Genomic DNA, 14,478 nt, shown 5'->3' with positions numbered 1-14,478 from the left:
CCAATATCCATGACAGCCAGATGCTTCCACGACTGCTTGATCCAGAAAACGAGCATGACTATGTCTGGGCAGACTCAGCATATTCCGGTGAAAGCTTTGATAATCTTCTGAATCTCGGTGGATTCGACAGCCTGATCCACGAAAAAGGCGCTCGCAATCAACCGCTTAGCGATGCAGCCAAGGAATTGAATCGTGTCAAGTTGTCAATTAGAGCTTGTGTCGAGCATGTCTTTGGCTGCATGACCATGTCCATGGGTGGAAAGCTGTCAAGAAAGATTGGGCTAGAAAGGAACGAGGCTTGGTGGGGCCTCAAGAACCTGACATTCAACTTCCTTCGTTTTCTCCAGCGCTCTGCCCACGTAGTAGTGTTTGCATGAGTCACTCATAGAAGTGCCACGGTTCAGGGAAACTCGTCAATAGCCAATATAATGTATTGTTGCTCAGCCGCCTCCTTGGCGGCTTTTTTATGTCCGCAAGATTTCCCATTTGTACTGATTATTCGAGGTGCCCTGAAATGATTACCGGAAAATCATTACAAGCGAAGTGTCAAAATTGTTACCATTTAAGGTCTCTTTTGCTACGTCTTGTTCTTGATGCCTGGCGCGTGGAGGCGCTGGTCGTTTAGCCGTGGAGAGACGAGCTGCAGCCACAACAAAACCCCCGGCAGGGCCGGGGGCTGATGGCAGGCCCAAAGGCCGTAAATCTCAGAAGCAGAAGGGCAGGAACTGGGTGCGGCAGGCGGCGTAGCCGTCCACCAACGCACCGAGGCCGATCTGATGCGCGATGCCAGAACCAGTGATGGACTCAGTGACGATGCCGAGCACGATGCCGAGCATGGCGGCTCGGCCATTGAAAAGCTCAGCTCGCTTGAGCTGCTCCAGAAGCATCAGTTGCTCGGCGCGGTGCTCGAGCCATTGGTCGTTAGCGGGGGTGTTGGTCATGGGATTTTCAAGAATGAATCAGAAGCTGAAGCATCAGTCCGCGAGATCGGGCTGGAGCAAGGCACCGAAAACCCAGGCACCAAAAAGCACAACGCAGAGGGTGGCGATCATCGAGTCCTCGGGGTTAGGTCGGTGGGGCGACTGAGCACGTCAGTGGTCATGGGCTCAGCCCAGACCGAGCTGGCCGAGGATGCTCTGGCCGGTGAGCAGCTCGGTGCCCAGGCCGATCACGAAGCCGAGCATGGCCAAACGGCCATTCCAGGTCTCGGCGAAGGCGACAAAACCGAAGCGGGGGGTGGATTCAGCCATGACTGTTTCGATTTGTTAAGTGAACTGTAACACAATGTGACGGCTGCAGGCGGGGGCGCGGGGGATGTGCTGACTGCGACCTCGTTCGGATCAGTCAGCCCGATCGAAGGCCTTTACAGGGATGGCCAGCGGAGTCAGGGAGCCGGAGCGCTCAGCCCACTCCGATTCGAAGCTTGAGCTGGAGGTTTCCATGCCAGCGATCAGCTCTGGAGCCATGCCGGCATCAAAGGAAAAACGCCCCGGCCCGATCAGCAGCAGCGCCAGGCTGCCTCCCAGGTAGAGCACCACCAGCTCCAGCACGTAAATGTTCAGGCCGGCCGTCAGGATGTGCTGGTAAGCGGCGGTCGCCATCGTGCCGGTGAGGGCCAGGGCGCCCAGAGGGGTAAGCAGGCCCAGGATCACCAGCCAGCTGCCGATCAGCTCAGAGAATCCCGCCACGTAGGCAAAGAAGAGGGGGAAGGGCAGGTGCAGCGACGCCACATAGGTGTTGGCGAACTGCTGAGGGTCGGCGAGCTTCTCCTGGCCGTGATGAATCATCATCACGCCGATGCTCAGGCGCAGCAGCAGCAGGCCGACGGATGCCAGCAGTCCTGGCCTCTGCAGATAGGTCAGCACGGCTGGCTTCAGCGGCGCCAGGCCAGCCAGCACAGAGCCGCGGGGTGAAGACATGCTTTGGGTTGCCAGCCAGAGCGTGAAGCAGGCCCCCGCGAAGCCACCAAAAAGCTCCAGCAGAAGAGACGTGGACATGGTCAGAGGGCGTTTATGAAATCTTGGCAGGCTTAGTGAAGAAACGTGAAGCAAGCAAAGGTGGTCGCCCTGCCCAGTTGCACCAGTCGCTTTCAAGCGCCTTCCTGGAGCACCTCGCTCGCGCTCACCGCGGCAGCGGTGCAAGATGTAACAACTCCGTTATAAAGGTCATGGTGTTGGGCGAGCTGTTCCTTGAGGCCCTGAGTTCTGGAGTCATCACCCAGCCGGAGATTGACTGGGTTCTCTCCGAGCAGAGCCGCTTCTCCAGGCCAGAACAGTCAGCCGTGCAAAGGCTGGGTCGACTTCTGGATCAAGGCGGGATTCAGTTGGGCTGCCGTCTTTCGCCCCAGCTCCTGCGCCACCGCCATGCCCAGGCAGCCTGAACAGAGCTGACGTCAGCAAGCAGCAGAAAAAGGTCGGCAATCATCACCTCAACAGGTAGGGCTGATCACACCGCCAACCGCGCTGTTGCCGTGAGGATGCAAGAAGCGATGGCTCTGGCGAGCAGAGCCCGGATGGTTCACACATGCGAGAAGCCCTGTTCACCGTCAGCCAACGGCCCGATGGCACCTTGATCGGCGAGAACGCCGCCCTTGGATTGGCCGTCTGCGCCATGGAGCGCGAAAGCCTGCAGGAAGAGGCCCGGGATGCCCTGATCCACGCGCTCGGCCCAGCCCATGTCAGCTACCGGGTGCGGTTGCAGCCCAGCGCTCGCCGCAGTGCTGCAGCGCTGCCGTCAGGGATCAGGCACTGAGGCCGGTGAACCTGCCGACTCAGAGTTGGATGGTCAGATGATTCCTGTTCGTTTTCTGATGCTCAGCCGCTTGATGCGCTCGGCCTGGACCGTTGGTGCCATTGCGATGGTGACCGCCTTACTGCTGGAGTGGGGCCTGGTCGTTGCCGATACAACCAGTGTGTCCTGATCACGGCGGCTGAGCTCTGACCTCAGCCCCTCAGCCGGTTGTGTCTTCGAATCACAAAGCGCCTGGCGGGCCTGTTGGATCAGGCAGTGCACAGCCTCAGCAGCATGCCCAACCGCCTCCAGCTCTGGAACACTGCATCAGGCGTTGCGGGGCAGGCTGACGATGAGAGGCTCGATCGTGCTGGCCGCCGATGATCCGGCCAACCTGGCTCGCTTTTATGCCGCCCTGCTGAACGCCCCCGCCCAACAAGGGTCGGGATCGAGCCACTGGCGCGTGCCCTGGCCGGCCGGTGGCTTCCTCGAGCTCTACGCACCCTCCCGCAGCCGGCCCCAACCCAGGCAGCCAGGGCGGATGGCGCTTTGCCTGCAACGGACCGTGGATGCTGGAGACCCCGCCGCCCTGCTCCAGGCCTGGATCCAGCAGGCCACCACGGAGGGGGGATCGTTACTGGAACCGGCGCGGCACGAACCCTTTGGGGTGGAAGCCTGGTTGCAGGATCCGGAGGGCAACCGCCTGCTGCTGCTGGTTCAGGCCTGAGCCGCGCGGCGGTAGCGGCGCAGCAGCGAGCAATTCACGATCACCGACAGCGAACTCAGGGCCATCGCCGCACCAGCAATCATCGGGTTGAGCCAGCCCAGGGCCGCAATCGGCACGCCCAGGGAGTTGTAGATGAAAGCCCAGAACAGGTTCTGGCGGATCTTGTTCATCGTGGCCCGCGACAGACCAATGGCCGTCACCACATCGCGCAGGTCGTTGCCGAGCAGCAGCAGATCGCCTCCTTGGCCACATCCGCCCCGGAGCCGATGGCGATGCCGATGTCGGCGGTGGCCAGGGCCGGGGCGTCGTTGACCCCATCGCCCACCATCGCCACCACCTGGCCGGCCTGCTGCAGGGCGCGAATGGTGTCGGCCTTATCGGCGGGACGCACCTCAGCAATCACCTCGGTGATGCCCACCTGGGCGGCGATCGCCTCAGCCGTGGTGCGGTTGTCGCCGCTGAGCATCACCACCTGGATCCGCCGCTGCTGCAGCAGCTCCACCGCCTGCCTCGCCTCCGGCCGCACGGTATCGGCCACCGCCAGCAGGCCCAGCACGGCCTCGCCCTGGCCCAGCAGCATCACGGTGTTGCCGGCGGTTTCCAGTTGTTGCACAGCGTGTTGCACAGTCCCAGGAAGCTGGGGCACAACGCGCCGCGCCAGGGCCCGGTTGCCCAGCCACAGGGCCTGGTCGCCCACCACTGCCTGCACGACTGCCTGCACCACTGCCTGCACACCTTCCCCCACCTGGGCCTGGAAATCCCGGGCAGGCAGCAGCGCCAGCCCCTCAGCGCTGGCGGCCTCCAGCAGGGCCGCCGCCAGGGGGTGCTCGGAGCCGTGTTCCAGCGAGGCCGCCAGCTGCAGCACCTGCTCGCGCGACTGCCCAGCCATCGGCACCACCTGGGTGAGCGCGGGCTTGCCCTGGGTGAGGGTGCCGGTTTTGTCGAACACCACGGTGGTGAGCCGCTCCACCCGCTCCAGCACCTCACCGCTGCGGATCAGGATGCCCTGGGCGCAGGGGCAGGAGATCACCAGCACGGCGATGAAGGCCAGCAGGCCACTGCTGAAGCTGCCGGCCAGGGTCCAGAGGGCAAAGGCCGCAAACGCCACGGCCACCACCGCCGGCACAAACCAGGCCGTTACCCGATCCGCCAGCCGCTGCACCGGCGCTGAGCTGGCCTGGGCCTCCTCGACGATGCGGATGATCTGGGCCAGGGCCGTCTCGGCCCCCACCCGCGTGGCCGTAAAGCGCAGCAGCCCGCGCCCATTGATCGTGCCGCCGATCAGCTCCGCTCCCGGCTGCTTGCTCACCGGTAGCGATTCGCCGGTGATCAGCGCCTCGTCCAGCGACGATTGCCCCTCCACAACAACCCCATCGGCGGGCACCTTCTCGCCGGGGCGCACCAGCACCAGATCGCCCTGCAGCACGGCCTCGGCCGGCACGGTCATCTCCTGGCCCTCGCGGATCACCGTGGCCGTGGGTGGCTGCAGATCCAACAGCCGCCGCACCGCCGCCGAGGAGCGCTGCTTGATGATCTCCTCCATGTATTTGCCCAGCAACACAAAGGCGATCACCACCGCCGACACCTCGAAGTAGACACCGCGCTCGTCGATGTCGACCGGCAGGAGCTGGGGCGCAAACACGACGACCACGCTGTAGAGGTAGGCCACGGAGGTGCCCAGCGCGATCAGCATGTCCATGTTCAGGGCGCGCCGCTGCAGGGCGGCCCAGGCCCCCACATAGAAGCTCCAACCCCCGAACACCTGCACCGGTGTCGCCAGCAGGAACAACCACACACCCCAGGTGAGCTAGGGCAACTGGGCCACCGGCGCCATGTTCAGCAGGCTCACGCCGGCCGCCAAAGCCAGGAAGGCCCCGGCTCGCGCGATTGCCAAGGCCAGCACGCCGCTGAGGGCAATACCAACGCGCCGACGCATCCGACGCAGCTCCTGCTCGGATGCCAGAAACGTTTGCCGGCAGCACTGGCTGCAGAAGTAACAGGTGCGGCTGGCCCGCTGGGCTGAGAGGGCTGTGGCCGTGGGCACCACCATCCCGCAGAACGGATCCTTGGCCATCGGGCTGGACGGGGCCATGGCAGGTGGCTGGAGGCCAGGCATGGTCACAACATCTCTGTCTGCACTGTGACTATGGATGCTGGGTATGGCGTAGGGCGCTCCATGGACATCCCAATCCCCACAGGCACGGAGGTGCTGGAGCGCGAACGGCTCAGCCGCCGGCAAGGCTCCCAACTCACCACAACCAACCTGGTGGGCCGCTGGCGACTCCACCAGCTCTGGAGCACAGCCCAGGCCCAGCCCAACCCCACGACAGCCGCCCTGCTGCGAAGCCTGAAAGCCAGCCTCAGCATCGATGCAGGCGCCACGGCTGACGACGCGCTCACGGTGCGCAACAGCGTGCAGCTCGGCGCTCTGCAGCTGTGCTTCAGCGGCCACGGCCAGCTGCGGGGCGCACGGCCGTTGCTGGAGTTTTGGTTCACTGAGCTCGCGCTGAACTTCGGCGGCCAGACCCTGTGGCGGCACGCCATCACACGCCTACCGGAGCCGCGCCGGCGCCCCTTCTTCGCCCTGATCGCCCGGACGGGCAACGCCGATTCGGGCTGGTTGCTGGCCCGGGGCCGGGGCGGCGGCCTCGCCCTCTGGGTGCTCGACCCGGAGCCTTAAATGACGGTTTTCAGCTCCCTCTGCAGCAGGGCGAAGAGATAGTCGGGCTCCCGGTATTGACCGGGCAGACAATTGTGGAGGATCTCGAGGCGTTGCCAGCAGACGGTGCAACGCACCTTGGCAATCGACTTGCCTTCGCGGATCAGCAGGCGCAGGGCCTTGCAGTACAGGGAGTAGTTGGCTTCGAGCTCACCGATGGTGAGGCCCGGAGCGGGCAGGGAGGTGGTCATGAAACGAGCGGCCTTCGGGTCAGCGGAGAACCCTTGTGGGCACAGGATTACTCTGCGCCCAAGGGCCCTGTCCCCGAGCCCCCCATAGGGGGACAATTCAGATCTGAACGCGTCAGATCTGAACCATTCCGCAGCGCATGCCCTTGAGCACCGCCTGCAGGCGGTTGTTGACGTCGAGGGTTTTGAGCAGGCGCTTGGTGTAGGTCTTCGCCGTTTCCTCACTGACCACCAGCCGCTCGGCGATCTCCCGATCGGTGAGGCCGCTAGCCAGCAGATCCAGCACCTCGTATTCCCGCTTGGTGAGCCGGGGGCAACTGAGATAGGGCAGGGTGCCGGTGCGCAAGGCGGGACTGCGATACGAGTGGTGCCCCATCACCGCCAGCACCGCCGCCTGCAGGGGCCGCTGATCGCCGATGAAATCGGCCTCCGCCACCACCGCCTCCAACCAGGGGGCATCGACGTATTGGGCCGGGATCACATCCCCCAGCGCCAGCACCACCACCCGCAGGCTGGGCTGGGCAGCGCGGGCCTTGCGGGCCAGCTCGAAGCCGTTGCCGTCCTCGAGGTAGTCGGTGCAGATCAGCAGCTCGTAGGGCTCCCGCAGCAGATAGCGCAGGCAGGTGGCCTCATCGGTGACGGCACAGCCGATGCGGGTGCGGTCCTGAAAGCTCTCACACACGGAGCGCAGCAGGAAGCGGCCCTTCATGGCGATCGCCACCTTGCCGCTGATCGCCACCGACAACAGCACCTGGTCGAGCGTGGTGCCCTCCAGGCTGCTCAGAAAGGGGGTGAGGTCCATGGACCTTTCTCCGGGGCGGACGCCTTGACCGGAACTGCGACAAACCTAGCCAGCGACGGGACCCTTCCAAGCCGATTACCCCCAAAAGGGGACCCAGCTGTACGCCCGCTTAACAGATGCGCGGCAGCAGCTCACCGCTGAGGGGCACCAGCAACCGTTCGGTGCCAAGGGCCGTCCTGAGCAACACCCGCGGCCCCGCCCCACCGGCCGGCCGCACCGAACCGACCCAGGCTCCGCCACGCGGCTCCAACAGCGCGCGGGCCGCAGCGCAGGCCTGGGGCGGCACCACCGCCACAAAGCAGCCCTCATTGGCCAGGTGCAATGGCTCAAAGCCCAGCAGGTCGCAGGTGCGCGCCACCGGCTCAGCCACCGGCAGACGCACCTCCTCGATCGCCAGCTCAACCCCGACCGCGTCGGCCAACTCCTGCAGGGCACTGGCCAGGCCGCCGCGGGTGAGGTCGCGCAGGCAGTGGATCCACACGCCCGCCGCCAGCAGCTCCTGCACCTGGGGCCAGAGGGGCGCGCAATCGCTCAGCACCGGCGGCACCAACGCCAGGCCATGGCGCGCCGCCAGGATCGCCACCCCATGGCGGCCCAGATCGCCGCTCACGAGCAGCTGATCGCCGGGGCGGATCGCGGTGGGATCAATCGGCAGCGGTGCCTCCACCACGCCGATGCCGCTGGTGGTGATGAACACCCCATCGGCCTTGCCGCGCTCCACCACCTTGGTGTCGCCGGTCACGATCGTGAGGCCGCACTGCTGGGCCGCCGCCGCCATCGAAGCCACCACCCGCCGCAGCAGCGCCAGCTCCAGCCCCTCCTCCAGGATCAGGCCCACACTCAGGTGGTGCGGCCTGGCCCCGACCATGGCCAGGTCGTTGGCGGTGCCGGTCACCGCCAGGCTGCCGATGTCGCCGCCGGGAAATTCGAGCGGTTGCACCACGTAGCCGTCGGTGCTGAAGGCCAACGGGCCAGGGGGCAGCCCACCGGCTTGACCCGATCGGCACCCACCTCGGCCTCGAGCCGCTGCCGCAGGGCCGCCGACCCCGCCGCCCGGCAGGCGGTGGCATCGCAGCAGCGCCAGCGCAGAGGGGCCGTCACAGCCATGGCAGCGCACCGGGATCGCCAGTGGCCACAGCCCCATCGCACACCAGCACCGGAGCCTGGCCGCAGGCCCCCACACAACTGGCCGTCTCAAACCCCACCCCCCGCTGCTGCAGGGCCGCCTCCAGCCGCTCGGCACCCCGCACAAAGCAGGCGGTGCCGCGGCACACCACGCAGCGGTGCGGCGGCGGCGGATCGAAGCGAAACAGGTGATAGAAGCTGGCCACACCCATCACCTCGCTGAGGGGGCGAGCCATCGCCCCTGCCAGGCGTTGCAGCTCCGCCTGCGGCAGGTATCCATGGGCCTGCTACACGGCGTGGAGGCGCTCGATCAGCGAATCCCCCAGGCCATGGGAGCGGGAGAGCTCAGGTCTCGTTGCCACCGAAACCATCCTCAAACCCCTGGTCGGGATCGAACTCATTCCAGCCGGGGCTGGCGTCGTCGAAGAGCCCATACCGGGCCGACTCGTCGTCCATCAAGGTGTTGCCGGTGGCACGCGTGTCGCAGCTGATGCCGCCATCAGCGGTGGGCTGGCAGTTGTCAAACTCCACGCCGGCACGCGCCGGAGCCAAGGGAAGCAGGACCGCAGCGAGGCCGAGTGCCGCAGCGGGAACCAGTGCCGCAGCTGGAACCAAGGCCGCCCGGGCAAAAGAAAGGATCATCGGCATGTCATCAGCATGGCCCGATCGCACGGATCGGGCACGGTCTGCTGGGATGATGGCCACGGTTTTGCGTCTGAGCGATGTACACCGACTGGACTGCCGTGATTCTGCTGCTGCTGACGGCGGCACCACTGGCCGTTGTGGTGGCCACCGCAGCCTTTTTCATCTGGCGGCAGAAGAAGCAGAGACGCTGATCACCACGGCTGGCTGGCCACGTAGCTCAGCGGGCATCACCCGACCCTGGCCGAGGCAATCGAGGCAAGTGCGGTAGCGCTGATCGGCCAGGCGCAGCATGCCACTGCCGCCGCACTGCGGGCAGCGGCATGCTCGCAATTGGTTGGTTCGCTGCAGGAGCGCATAGGAAAGGGTCATCGGGGGTCCCCATCCGGGGACTTGGGCGTTAGTCGCCAGTGTGGTCCGCTTTTCCCGCCCTGATCCCGAAAGCTTCCTTAAGGCTGAAGCGCCCGCAGGGCCCGATCCAGCCGCCCTGGGCTCAGCTCCTGAAGCAACTCGGCGGCACTCAGCCGGCTGCCCGGAGGCACCAGAGCAGCACTGGCAGCCAGCTCCCCCAGCACCGCCGCCGCATCCAGGCCGCGCTGCCGGTAACCGTCGAGGCCCTCGGCCCCCTCCCGCTTGCTGAGCCGCCGGCCCTCAGCGTCGCGCCAGAGCGGCACATGGCCGTAGCTCGGCGGGGCCGCACCCAGGGCCGCCATCACCGCCACCTGGGCGCCGGTGGCGCTCCACAGATCATCGCCGCGCACCACGTCACTGATGCCGAGACTGAGTTCGTCCACCGCCGTGGCCAGGTGATAGGCGAGGAAGCCATCGGCCCGGCGCAGCACCACATCGCCGATGGCAGCCTCAGCATCGAGGGCTCCGGGGGGGGCGTAGGCCTCGGGCCAGCGCAGCGCCCCGGCCGCCAGCCGCAATCGCCAGCTGGGCAGCCTCCCCTGCTCAGGTCCCCAGCCACCGCCTCGATCGCGGCAGAAGCCCGGATACACCGCCAGGGCGCCATGGGGGGCCGAGACATCCGCCAGCAAACGGCGACTGCAGCGGCAGGGATAGAGCAGGCCCTGGCGCCGCAGGGCCGACAGGGCCGTGCCATACAAACCGCGCCGCTCGCTCTGACGCAGCACCTCACCGTCCCACGTCAGGCCCAGCCAGCGCAGATCCGCCAGGATTGCGGCCTCGGCGCCGGAGCGGTTGCGCGGCGTATCGAGATCATCGATGCGCAGCAGCCACTGCCCGCCCCGCAGCCGGGCGTGCAGCCAGCTGAGCAGGGCTGTGCGCAGATTGCCGCGGTGCAGGGCGCCGGTGGGGGAGGGGGCGAAACGGCCCCGATAGCCCAGCTCCCGCCGGCGCACACCGGCCTCCAGCAGGGCTTGGAGATGGCAGGGAAGGGCCGAGGCCGTCAGGGGTGAAGAAGCCACTGTCTCTATCTTCATGCGGTCCCATCCGGCCACAAAAAAAGCGGCCCCGCAGGACCGCTTCAACCAGACAATCTGGGGTGGATGGCAGGGCGGGGCCCCGATCAGCCCTGAACCCGATCCTTGAACATCTTGCCGGCGGTGAAGGCAGGCACACGCTTGGCAGGGATCTTGATCTTCTGGCCGGTCTTGGGGTTCAGACCCTGACGGGCCGAGCGCTCGCGGGGCTCAAAGGAACCAAAGCCCAGGATCGACACCTTCTTGCCTTCCACCACCGAATCAATGATGGTTTCGATGGCGGCATCGACGACCTGGGAGACGTCGGTTTTGGTGAGCTCGGTGCGGGCAGCAACGAGGTTGACGAGATCTGCTTTGTTCATAGGACGAGGAAGCCTCGGGGGTGACGGTCGGGTTGCGACGGTGGGGTCGCGATGAAAGTGGCGAGTCGGAAAACCCCGACCGGCCCTGAGTAGAGCGCGCCAATGGTATGGGGCTCTGGACGGCGCTGCAACACAGAAGTCCACCGCCGCAACGGTTTTCGTGACAATTCCCCCACACAATGCGCAAAAATTGCCGGATCGCTACAAAAAAAGCGCCTTGACGCTTCAGCGATCGAGCTGGGCCAGCAGCGCCGCACCGCCACGCACGAGCTTGTCGCTGCGCAGGGCGCCGAGCCCGGCACCGCTGGCGATCCAGTCGGGAGACCCGGCCGGCAACCAGGCCCGCAGGCGCGCCACGCTGGTGAGCTGACGCGGCCAATGGAAGGTGCGGGCCGTGCGCAGCGGCGCCAATGCCCCAGGACCTGTAGGCACCAGCAACCGCCCAGAGAACAGGCCATCGAGCTCCCCCGCTCGCACATGCAGCACGCAGGCACCTGGCGTGGGCCCCGGCGTCCAGAGCAGCCGCACCCCCGGCGCCAGGAGATGCTCATGGCCAAAGCTGGTGCACCCCTGCACCCCCGGCAGCAGGTAGGCCTCCTGCTCCTGCACCAGCACCGACCAGCCCAGGGCCTCCTGCAGGCGACGGCAGCGGCCATGGCCCTCGCGGCTGGTGAGCACAAGCGTGCCGGGGCCCACCTGCGCCGTGCGCTGCCGCAGCATCGCCAGGTTGGCCTCGGTGAACCCTGGCGCATCCACCAGCAGATCGCCGATGCCGCCATAGGCCCCAGCCTCCAGCAACCAGCTGCTGCCTCCCTGGCTGTCGCGACTGGGGGCAAACAACCACAGGCCCGGGCGCACCAGCTGGGGCGGCCGGCCGGATTCGGGGGGCTGGGACAGCAGGGTCAACGGGGGCGGGGGCGAGGGATCGGGAAACGGAGACAGACACCAGGCCTGTCCGGAGGACCTACTTAACGTTGTGGCAACCAGGCCTGGCGCCTTGACGGTCCAATTCAACAGTCCTGACCTCGCCCAGGCCCCCAATCACCACCTGGGGATCCACATCGGCCATCCCTGGCCTCTGGGCACAAGCCTGACGGCGCGGGGCGTGAATTTCTCGGTCGTCGCCCCACTGGCGACCCGCATCGAACTGCTGCTGTTTGCTAGCGGAGAAGCGAGCGAACCCCACCGAGTGGTGGAGCTCGACCAGCGGCACCGCTCCGCCGACCACTGGCACGTGGAGGTGGAGGGCCTGGGGCTGGGCTGCTGTTACGGCTACCGGGTGTTTGGACCGCTGCAGCCGGGCGGCCATGGCTTCAACCCATCGAAGGTGCTGCTCGACCCCTGCGCCCGGGCCATCGCCGGTTGGACGACCTACCAGCGGGGCAGCGCCGTGGGGGCCGCGCCCAACACCGGCCACTGTCTCAAGGGGGTGGTGACCGAGCGGGACCGGTTTGACTTCCACCACGCGCCGCGGCCGCGCCACAGCTGGCAGAAGAGCGTGATTTACGAGCTGCACGTGGGCGGCTTCACCCAGGGTCCAGGCTGCCCGGTGCCGGCGGAGCAGCAGGGCAGCCTGCTGGGCCTGATCCCCACCCTGCCCTACCTGCGCGAGCTGGGCATCACCACCATCGAGCTGCTGCCGGTGATGGCCTTCGACCCCCACGATGCCCCGGCCGGCCGCAACAACTATTGGGGCTATAGCCCCTTGAGCTGGATGGCCCCCCATCCCGACTACCTGGTCGGGAACGACCCCCTGGCCGGCCGCGACCAGGTGCGCCAACTGGTGACGGCCTGCCACCGCGCCGGCATCGAAGTGCTGCTCGATGTGGTCTACAACCACACCACCGAAGGCAACCAGGACGGCCCCACCCTCAGCTGGCGGGGCTTCTGCGACCGCCTCTACTACCAGCAGAGCGCCAAGGGCGACTACCAGGACGTGAGCGGCTGCGGCAACACGATTGCTGCCAACCGGCCCCTGGTGCGCCGGTTGATCCTGGAATCCCTGCGCTGCTGGGCCACCGAACTGGGGGTGGATGGCTTCCGTTTCGACCTCGGCATTGCCCTCAGCCGCGGCGACAACCTGGCCCCCCTTGAGTCGCCGCCCCTGTTTGAAGACATGGAGGCCGATCCCGACCTCAGCGACCTCAAGCTGATCAGCGAACCCTGGGATTGCGGTGGCCTCTACCGCCTGGCCGATTTCCCCGCCCGCCGGGTGGCCACCTGGAACGGCCGTTTCCGCGACGACCTGCGCCGCTTCTGGAAGGGTGATGAAAAAACCTGCTGGACAATGGCGCAACGGCTCTCCGGCAGCCCGGATCTGTTCAACCTCACGCCGGTGCACCCCGGTCAGTGCATCACCTTCCTGACTGCCCACGACGGCTTCACCCTGGCCGATCTGGTGAGTTTCAACGGCAAACACAACCTGGCCAACGGCGAAGACAACCGCGACGGCGACAACCACAACAACAGCTGGAATCACGGCGTTGAAGGTCCCAGCAGCGACCACGCCATCACCGCCCTACGGGAACGCCAGCTGCGCAACCTGCTCACCAGCATGCTGCTGGCCCCCGGGGTGCCGATGCTGCTGATGGGGGATGAGGTGCGCCGCAGCCAGGGGGGCAACAACAACACCTGGTGCCAGAACAACCCCCTCGGCTGGATGCACTGGCAGCCCGACGACGGCGACCTGGCCCTGCGGGTGTTTTTGCAACGCCTGCTGCGGCTGCGGGCCCACCTGGCGGGATTATTCAACCCCGAAATCCCCCTCGACGACAAACCCCAGCGGCGCAGCGGCGATCGCGGCCATCTCTGGCGCCAGTGGCACGGGATCGAACGCGACAAACCCGACTGGGCGAGTTGGTCGCACACGCTGGCCTGGAGCCTGAACGACAGCCAACAGGGCCCGCTGGTGTGGTGCGGCATGAACGCCTACAGCAAGGCCATGCATTTCGAATTGCCCAGTTGCCGTGAGGGCTGGCTGCGGGTGATCGACACAGCCCTAGCGCCCGGCGACGACCTGCCGGCCATCGCGGAACCCTGGCAACCGAGCGGAGCCCCCCTGCAAAGCCGCAGCCTGGTCGTGCTGGTGGCCGCACCGCTGCTCCACGGCACAACCCTCTAATGCTGGCTAGCAGGGCTTAAAGCAGGAGTGGGTGTGATGCGGCCGTGAAGCGGTATCCGCGTCAGGTGGTGAGAGCGGCGATCATCGGGTCCTCTGTCCCAGATCGGTGGGACGGCTAAGGACGTAAACCGTCATGCCGGTCAGCACCGCCACCAGGGCGATGAGGGAAGCGATTGCTGCGGTGTAGTCGGTGCTCATGGTGATCAACCCAGACCGAGTTGGGAGAGGATGCTTTGGCCGGTGAGCAGCTCGGTGCCGAGGCCGATCACGAAGCCGAGCATGGCCATGCGGCCATTCCAGGTTTCGGCGAAAGCAACAAAACCGAAGCGGGGGGACGAGTCAGCCATGGGACGTTTCAGATTGTTACGCGAATTGTAACGGGTTATGAACGGGCCAGGCTAGGGGTGATTTCCGCCTGGCTCCTCGCTTGCGCCACAGCCAACCAAAGAGCTGGCGCCCATGCCGAGAAGGAGACCCTTCAGGAAGAAGAAAGCGGGCGGCGGGAATCGAACCCGCATCATCAGCTTGGAAGGCTGAGGTTTTACCACTAAACTACGCCCGCAGCAGTACAGACGTACTGAAGCGGCTGCTGGATTGTTGGCCCACCGCGCTGCAAC

Annotated in this window: 22 protein-coding genes and 1 tRNA gene; 6 read left to right on the top strand and 17 right to left on the bottom strand. The window is 66.1% G+C overall.

The annotated features are described in order from the left end of the window. The coding region (locus KBY65_RS12075; RefSeq protein ID WP_255001733.1) for a transposase at positions 1–377 on the top strand (377 nt) is incomplete at its 5' end. Positions 378–704: 327 nt separating this feature from the next. Here KBY65_RS12075 and KBY65_RS12070 read toward each other — a convergent pair. The 3 genes from KBY65_RS12070 to KBY65_RS12060 all read right to left on the bottom strand — a co-directional run bounded on the left by KBY65_RS12070 (position 705) and on the right by KBY65_RS12060 (position 1,997). Further along, on the bottom strand, positions 705–941 hold the full coding sequence (locus tag KBY65_RS12070) for a chlorophyll a/b-binding protein (RefSeq protein ID WP_255001728.1): 237 nt from the start codon (positions 939–941) through the stop codon (positions 705–707). Positions 942–1,106: 165 nt separating this feature from the next. Further along, complete coding sequence (locus tag KBY65_RS12065; RefSeq protein WP_254988687.1) at positions 1,107–1,250, bottom strand: chlorophyll a/b-binding protein; 144 nt, start codon at positions 1,248–1,250, stop codon at positions 1,107–1,109. A gap of 90 nt (positions 1,251–1,340) precedes the next feature. Next, positions 1,341–1,997: a DoxX family protein gene (locus KBY65_RS12060; protein ID WP_094561747.1), complete on the bottom strand. Its 657-nt coding sequence runs from the start codon at positions 1,995–1,997 to the stop codon at positions 1,341–1,343. 526 nt (positions 1,998–2,523) lie between these two features. Here KBY65_RS12060 and KBY65_RS12050 point away from each other — a divergent pair. The 3 genes from KBY65_RS12050 (at position 2,524) to KBY65_RS12040 (ending at position 3,457) form a co-directional block, all read left to right on the top strand. Then, positions 2,524–2,751 carry a hypothetical protein gene (locus tag KBY65_RS12050; protein WP_094561745.1) on the top strand — a complete coding sequence of 76 codons (228 nt, stop codon included), beginning with the start codon at positions 2,524–2,526 and terminating at the stop codon, positions 2,749–2,751. Positions 2,752–2,788: 37 nt separating this feature from the next. Continuing rightward, complete coding sequence (locus KBY65_RS12045) at positions 2,789–2,920, top strand: hypothetical protein (RefSeq protein WP_255001724.1); 132 nt, start codon at positions 2,789–2,791, stop codon at positions 2,918–2,920. A gap of 162 nt (positions 2,921–3,082) precedes the next feature. Next, on the top strand, positions 3,083–3,457 hold the full coding sequence (locus KBY65_RS12040; RefSeq protein WP_255001722.1) for a VOC family protein: 375 nt from the start codon (positions 3,083–3,085) through the stop codon (positions 3,455–3,457). Here KBY65_RS12040 and KBY65_RS12035 read toward each other — a convergent pair. Genes KBY65_RS12035 through KBY65_RS12025 form a run of 3 tightly spaced genes read right to left on the bottom strand, consistent with a single transcriptional unit; the run spans position 3,448 to position 5,549 of the window. After that, positions 3,448–3,657 carry a hypothetical protein gene (locus KBY65_RS12035; RefSeq protein WP_233128801.1) on the bottom strand — a complete coding sequence of 70 codons (210 nt, stop codon included), beginning with the start codon at positions 3,655–3,657 and terminating at the stop codon, positions 3,448–3,450. The genes KBY65_RS12040 and KBY65_RS12035 overlap by 10 nt on opposite strands. Continuing rightward, complete coding sequence (locus KBY65_RS12030; RefSeq protein WP_255001720.1) at positions 3,654–5,252, bottom strand: heavy metal translocating P-type ATPase; 1,599 nt, start codon at positions 5,250–5,252, stop codon at positions 3,654–3,656. Before KBY65_RS12030 ends, KBY65_RS12035 begins: the two co-directional genes overlap by 4 nt. Before the next feature lie 12 nt (positions 5,253–5,264). Then, positions 5,265–5,549, bottom strand: coding sequence for a hypothetical protein (locus KBY65_RS12025; protein ID WP_255001718.1), 285 nt, complete (start codon positions 5,547–5,549; stop codon positions 5,265–5,267). A gap of 84 nt (positions 5,550–5,633) precedes the next feature. On the opposite strand from KBY65_RS12025, the gene KBY65_RS12020 reads away from it, so the two are divergent. Continuing rightward, positions 5,634–6,137 (top strand): hypothetical protein, encoded by a 504-nt coding sequence (locus KBY65_RS12020; RefSeq protein ID WP_255001716.1) that lies wholly within the window; start codon positions 5,634–5,636, stop codon positions 6,135–6,137. Here the strand turns inward: KBY65_RS12020 and KBY65_RS12015 are convergent. The 9 genes from KBY65_RS12015 to KBY65_RS11975 all read right to left on the bottom strand — a co-directional run bounded on the left by KBY65_RS12015 (position 6,134) and on the right by KBY65_RS11975 (position 11,637). After that, on the bottom strand, positions 6,134–6,367 hold the full coding sequence (locus tag KBY65_RS12015) for a DUF3136 domain-containing protein (protein WP_255001714.1): 234 nt from the start codon (positions 6,365–6,367) through the stop codon (positions 6,134–6,136). The genes KBY65_RS12020 and KBY65_RS12015 overlap by 4 nt on opposite strands. 112 nt (positions 6,368–6,479) lie before the next feature. Beyond that, complete coding sequence (locus KBY65_RS12010; RefSeq protein WP_255001712.1) at positions 6,480–7,166, bottom strand: response regulator transcription factor; 687 nt, start codon at positions 7,164–7,166, stop codon at positions 6,480–6,482. A gap of 109 nt (positions 7,167–7,275) precedes the next feature. Next, positions 7,276–8,133: a hydrogenase expression/formation protein HypE gene (gene hypE, locus KBY65_RS12005; RefSeq protein ID WP_255001711.1), complete on the bottom strand. Its 858-nt coding sequence runs from the start codon at positions 8,131–8,133 to the stop codon at positions 7,276–7,278. Beyond that, positions 8,058–8,273, bottom strand: a complete 216-nt coding sequence (locus KBY65_RS12000) for a (2Fe-2S) ferredoxin domain-containing protein (protein ID WP_254988696.1) — start codon at positions 8,271–8,273, stop codon at positions 8,058–8,060. Before KBY65_RS12000 ends, hypE begins: the two co-directional genes overlap by 76 nt. After that, positions 8,264–8,563 carry an NAD(P)H-dependent oxidoreductase subunit E gene (locus KBY65_RS11995; RefSeq protein ID WP_255001741.1) on the bottom strand — a complete coding sequence of 100 codons (300 nt, stop codon included), beginning with the start codon at positions 8,561–8,563 and terminating at the stop codon, positions 8,264–8,266. Before KBY65_RS11995 ends, KBY65_RS12000 begins: the two co-directional genes overlap by 10 nt. A gap of 73 nt (positions 8,564–8,636) precedes the next feature. Next, the gene (locus tag KBY65_RS11990; RefSeq protein ID WP_233128727.1) at positions 8,637–8,933 is read right to left on the bottom strand and encodes a hypothetical protein; all 297 of its coding nucleotides are present in this window, start codon (positions 8,931–8,933) and stop codon (positions 8,637–8,639) included. A gap of 449 nt (positions 8,934–9,382) precedes the next feature. Beyond that, on the bottom strand, positions 9,383–10,363 hold the full coding sequence (gene gluQRS, locus KBY65_RS11985) for a tRNA glutamyl-Q(34) synthetase GluQRS (RefSeq protein WP_255001709.1): 981 nt from the start codon (positions 10,361–10,363) through the stop codon (positions 9,383–9,385). Between the two features lie 101 nt (positions 10,364–10,464). Next, positions 10,465–10,740, bottom strand: coding sequence for an HU family DNA-binding protein (locus KBY65_RS11980; RefSeq protein WP_094561421.1), 276 nt, complete (start codon positions 10,738–10,740; stop codon positions 10,465–10,467). Between the two features lie 225 nt (positions 10,741–10,965). Continuing rightward, on the bottom strand, positions 10,966–11,637 hold the full coding sequence (locus KBY65_RS11975) for an MBL fold metallo-hydrolase (RefSeq protein ID WP_255001740.1): 672 nt from the start codon (positions 11,635–11,637) through the stop codon (positions 10,966–10,968). Between the two features lie 157 nt (positions 11,638–11,794). Between KBY65_RS11975 and KBY65_RS11970 the strand changes: the two genes are divergently transcribed. After that, entirely contained in the window at positions 11,795–13,861 is a 2,067-nt protein-coding gene (locus tag KBY65_RS11970; protein ID WP_255001739.1) for a glycogen debranching protein, read from the top strand. 203 nt (positions 13,862–14,064) lie between these two features. Here KBY65_RS11970 and KBY65_RS11965 read toward each other — a convergent pair whose 3' ends face one another. Both KBY65_RS11965 and KBY65_RS11960 read right to left on the bottom strand, forming a co-directional pair. Then, positions 14,065–14,208 carry a chlorophyll a/b-binding protein gene (locus KBY65_RS11965; protein ID WP_255001707.1) on the bottom strand — a complete coding sequence of 48 codons (144 nt, stop codon included), beginning with the start codon at positions 14,206–14,208 and terminating at the stop codon, positions 14,065–14,067. A 144-nt stretch (positions 14,209–14,352) separates the two neighbouring features. Next, positions 14,353–14,423: transfer RNA gene (locus KBY65_RS11960), tRNA-Gly, on the bottom strand. Positions 14,424–14,478 lie beyond the last annotated feature (55 nt).

This window comes from Cyanobium sp. Alchichica 3B3-8F6, from assembly GCF_024346435.1.
In the GTDB taxonomy this organism is placed as follows: domain Bacteria; phylum Cyanobacteriota; class Cyanobacteriia; order PCC-6307; family Cyanobiaceae; genus Cyanobium_A.
This window is presented reverse-complemented; position numbering and strand designations above follow the sequence as displayed.

Coding starts and splice junctions, on each gene's coding strand:
- KBY65_RS12070 (WP_255001728.1), bottom strand. CDS start 941: ATGACCAACACCCCCGCTAACGACCAATGGCTCGAGCACCGCGCCGAG.
- KBY65_RS12065 (WP_254988687.1), bottom strand. CDS start 1,250: ATGGCTGAATCCACCCCCCGCTTCGGTTTTGTCGCCTTCGCCGAGACC.
- KBY65_RS12060 (WP_094561747.1), bottom strand. CDS start 1,997: ATGTCCACGTCTCTTCTGCTGGAGCTTTTTGGTGGCTTCGCGGGGGCC.
- KBY65_RS12050 (WP_094561745.1), top strand. CDS start 2,524: ATGCGAGAAGCCCTGTTCACCGTCAGCCAACGGCCCGATGGCACCTTG.
- KBY65_RS12045 (WP_255001724.1), top strand. CDS start 2,789: ATGATTCCTGTTCGTTTTCTGATGCTCAGCCGCTTGATGCGCTCGGCC.
- KBY65_RS12040 (WP_255001722.1), top strand. CDS start 3,083: ATGAGAGGCTCGATCGTGCTGGCCGCCGATGATCCGGCCAACCTGGCT.
- KBY65_RS12025 (WP_255001718.1), bottom strand. CDS start 5,549: ATGGCCCCGTCCAGCCCGATGGCCAAGGATCCGTTCTGCGGGATGGTG.
- KBY65_RS12020 (WP_255001716.1), top strand. CDS start 5,634: ATGGACATCCCAATCCCCACAGGCACGGAGGTGCTGGAGCGCGAACGG.
- KBY65_RS12015 (WP_255001714.1), bottom strand. CDS start 6,367: ATGACCACCTCCCTGCCCGCTCCGGGCCTCACCATCGGTGAGCTCGAA.
- KBY65_RS12010 (WP_255001712.1), bottom strand. CDS start 7,166: ATGGACCTCACCCCCTTTCTGAGCAGCCTGGAGGGCACCACGCTCGAC.
- KBY65_RS12000 (WP_254988696.1), bottom strand. CDS start 8,273: ATGGCTGTGACGGCCCCTCTGCGCTGGCGCTGCTGCGATGCCACCGCC.
- KBY65_RS11990 (WP_233128727.1), bottom strand. CDS start 8,933: ATGATCCTTTCTTTTGCCCGGGCGGCCTTGGTTCCAGCTGCGGCACTG.
- KBY65_RS11980 (WP_094561421.1), bottom strand. CDS start 10,740: ATGAACAAAGCAGATCTCGTCAACCTCGTTGCTGCCCGCACCGAGCTC.
- KBY65_RS11965 (WP_255001707.1), bottom strand. CDS start 14,208: ATGGCTGACTCGTCCCCCCGCTTCGGTTTTGTTGCTTTCGCCGAAACC.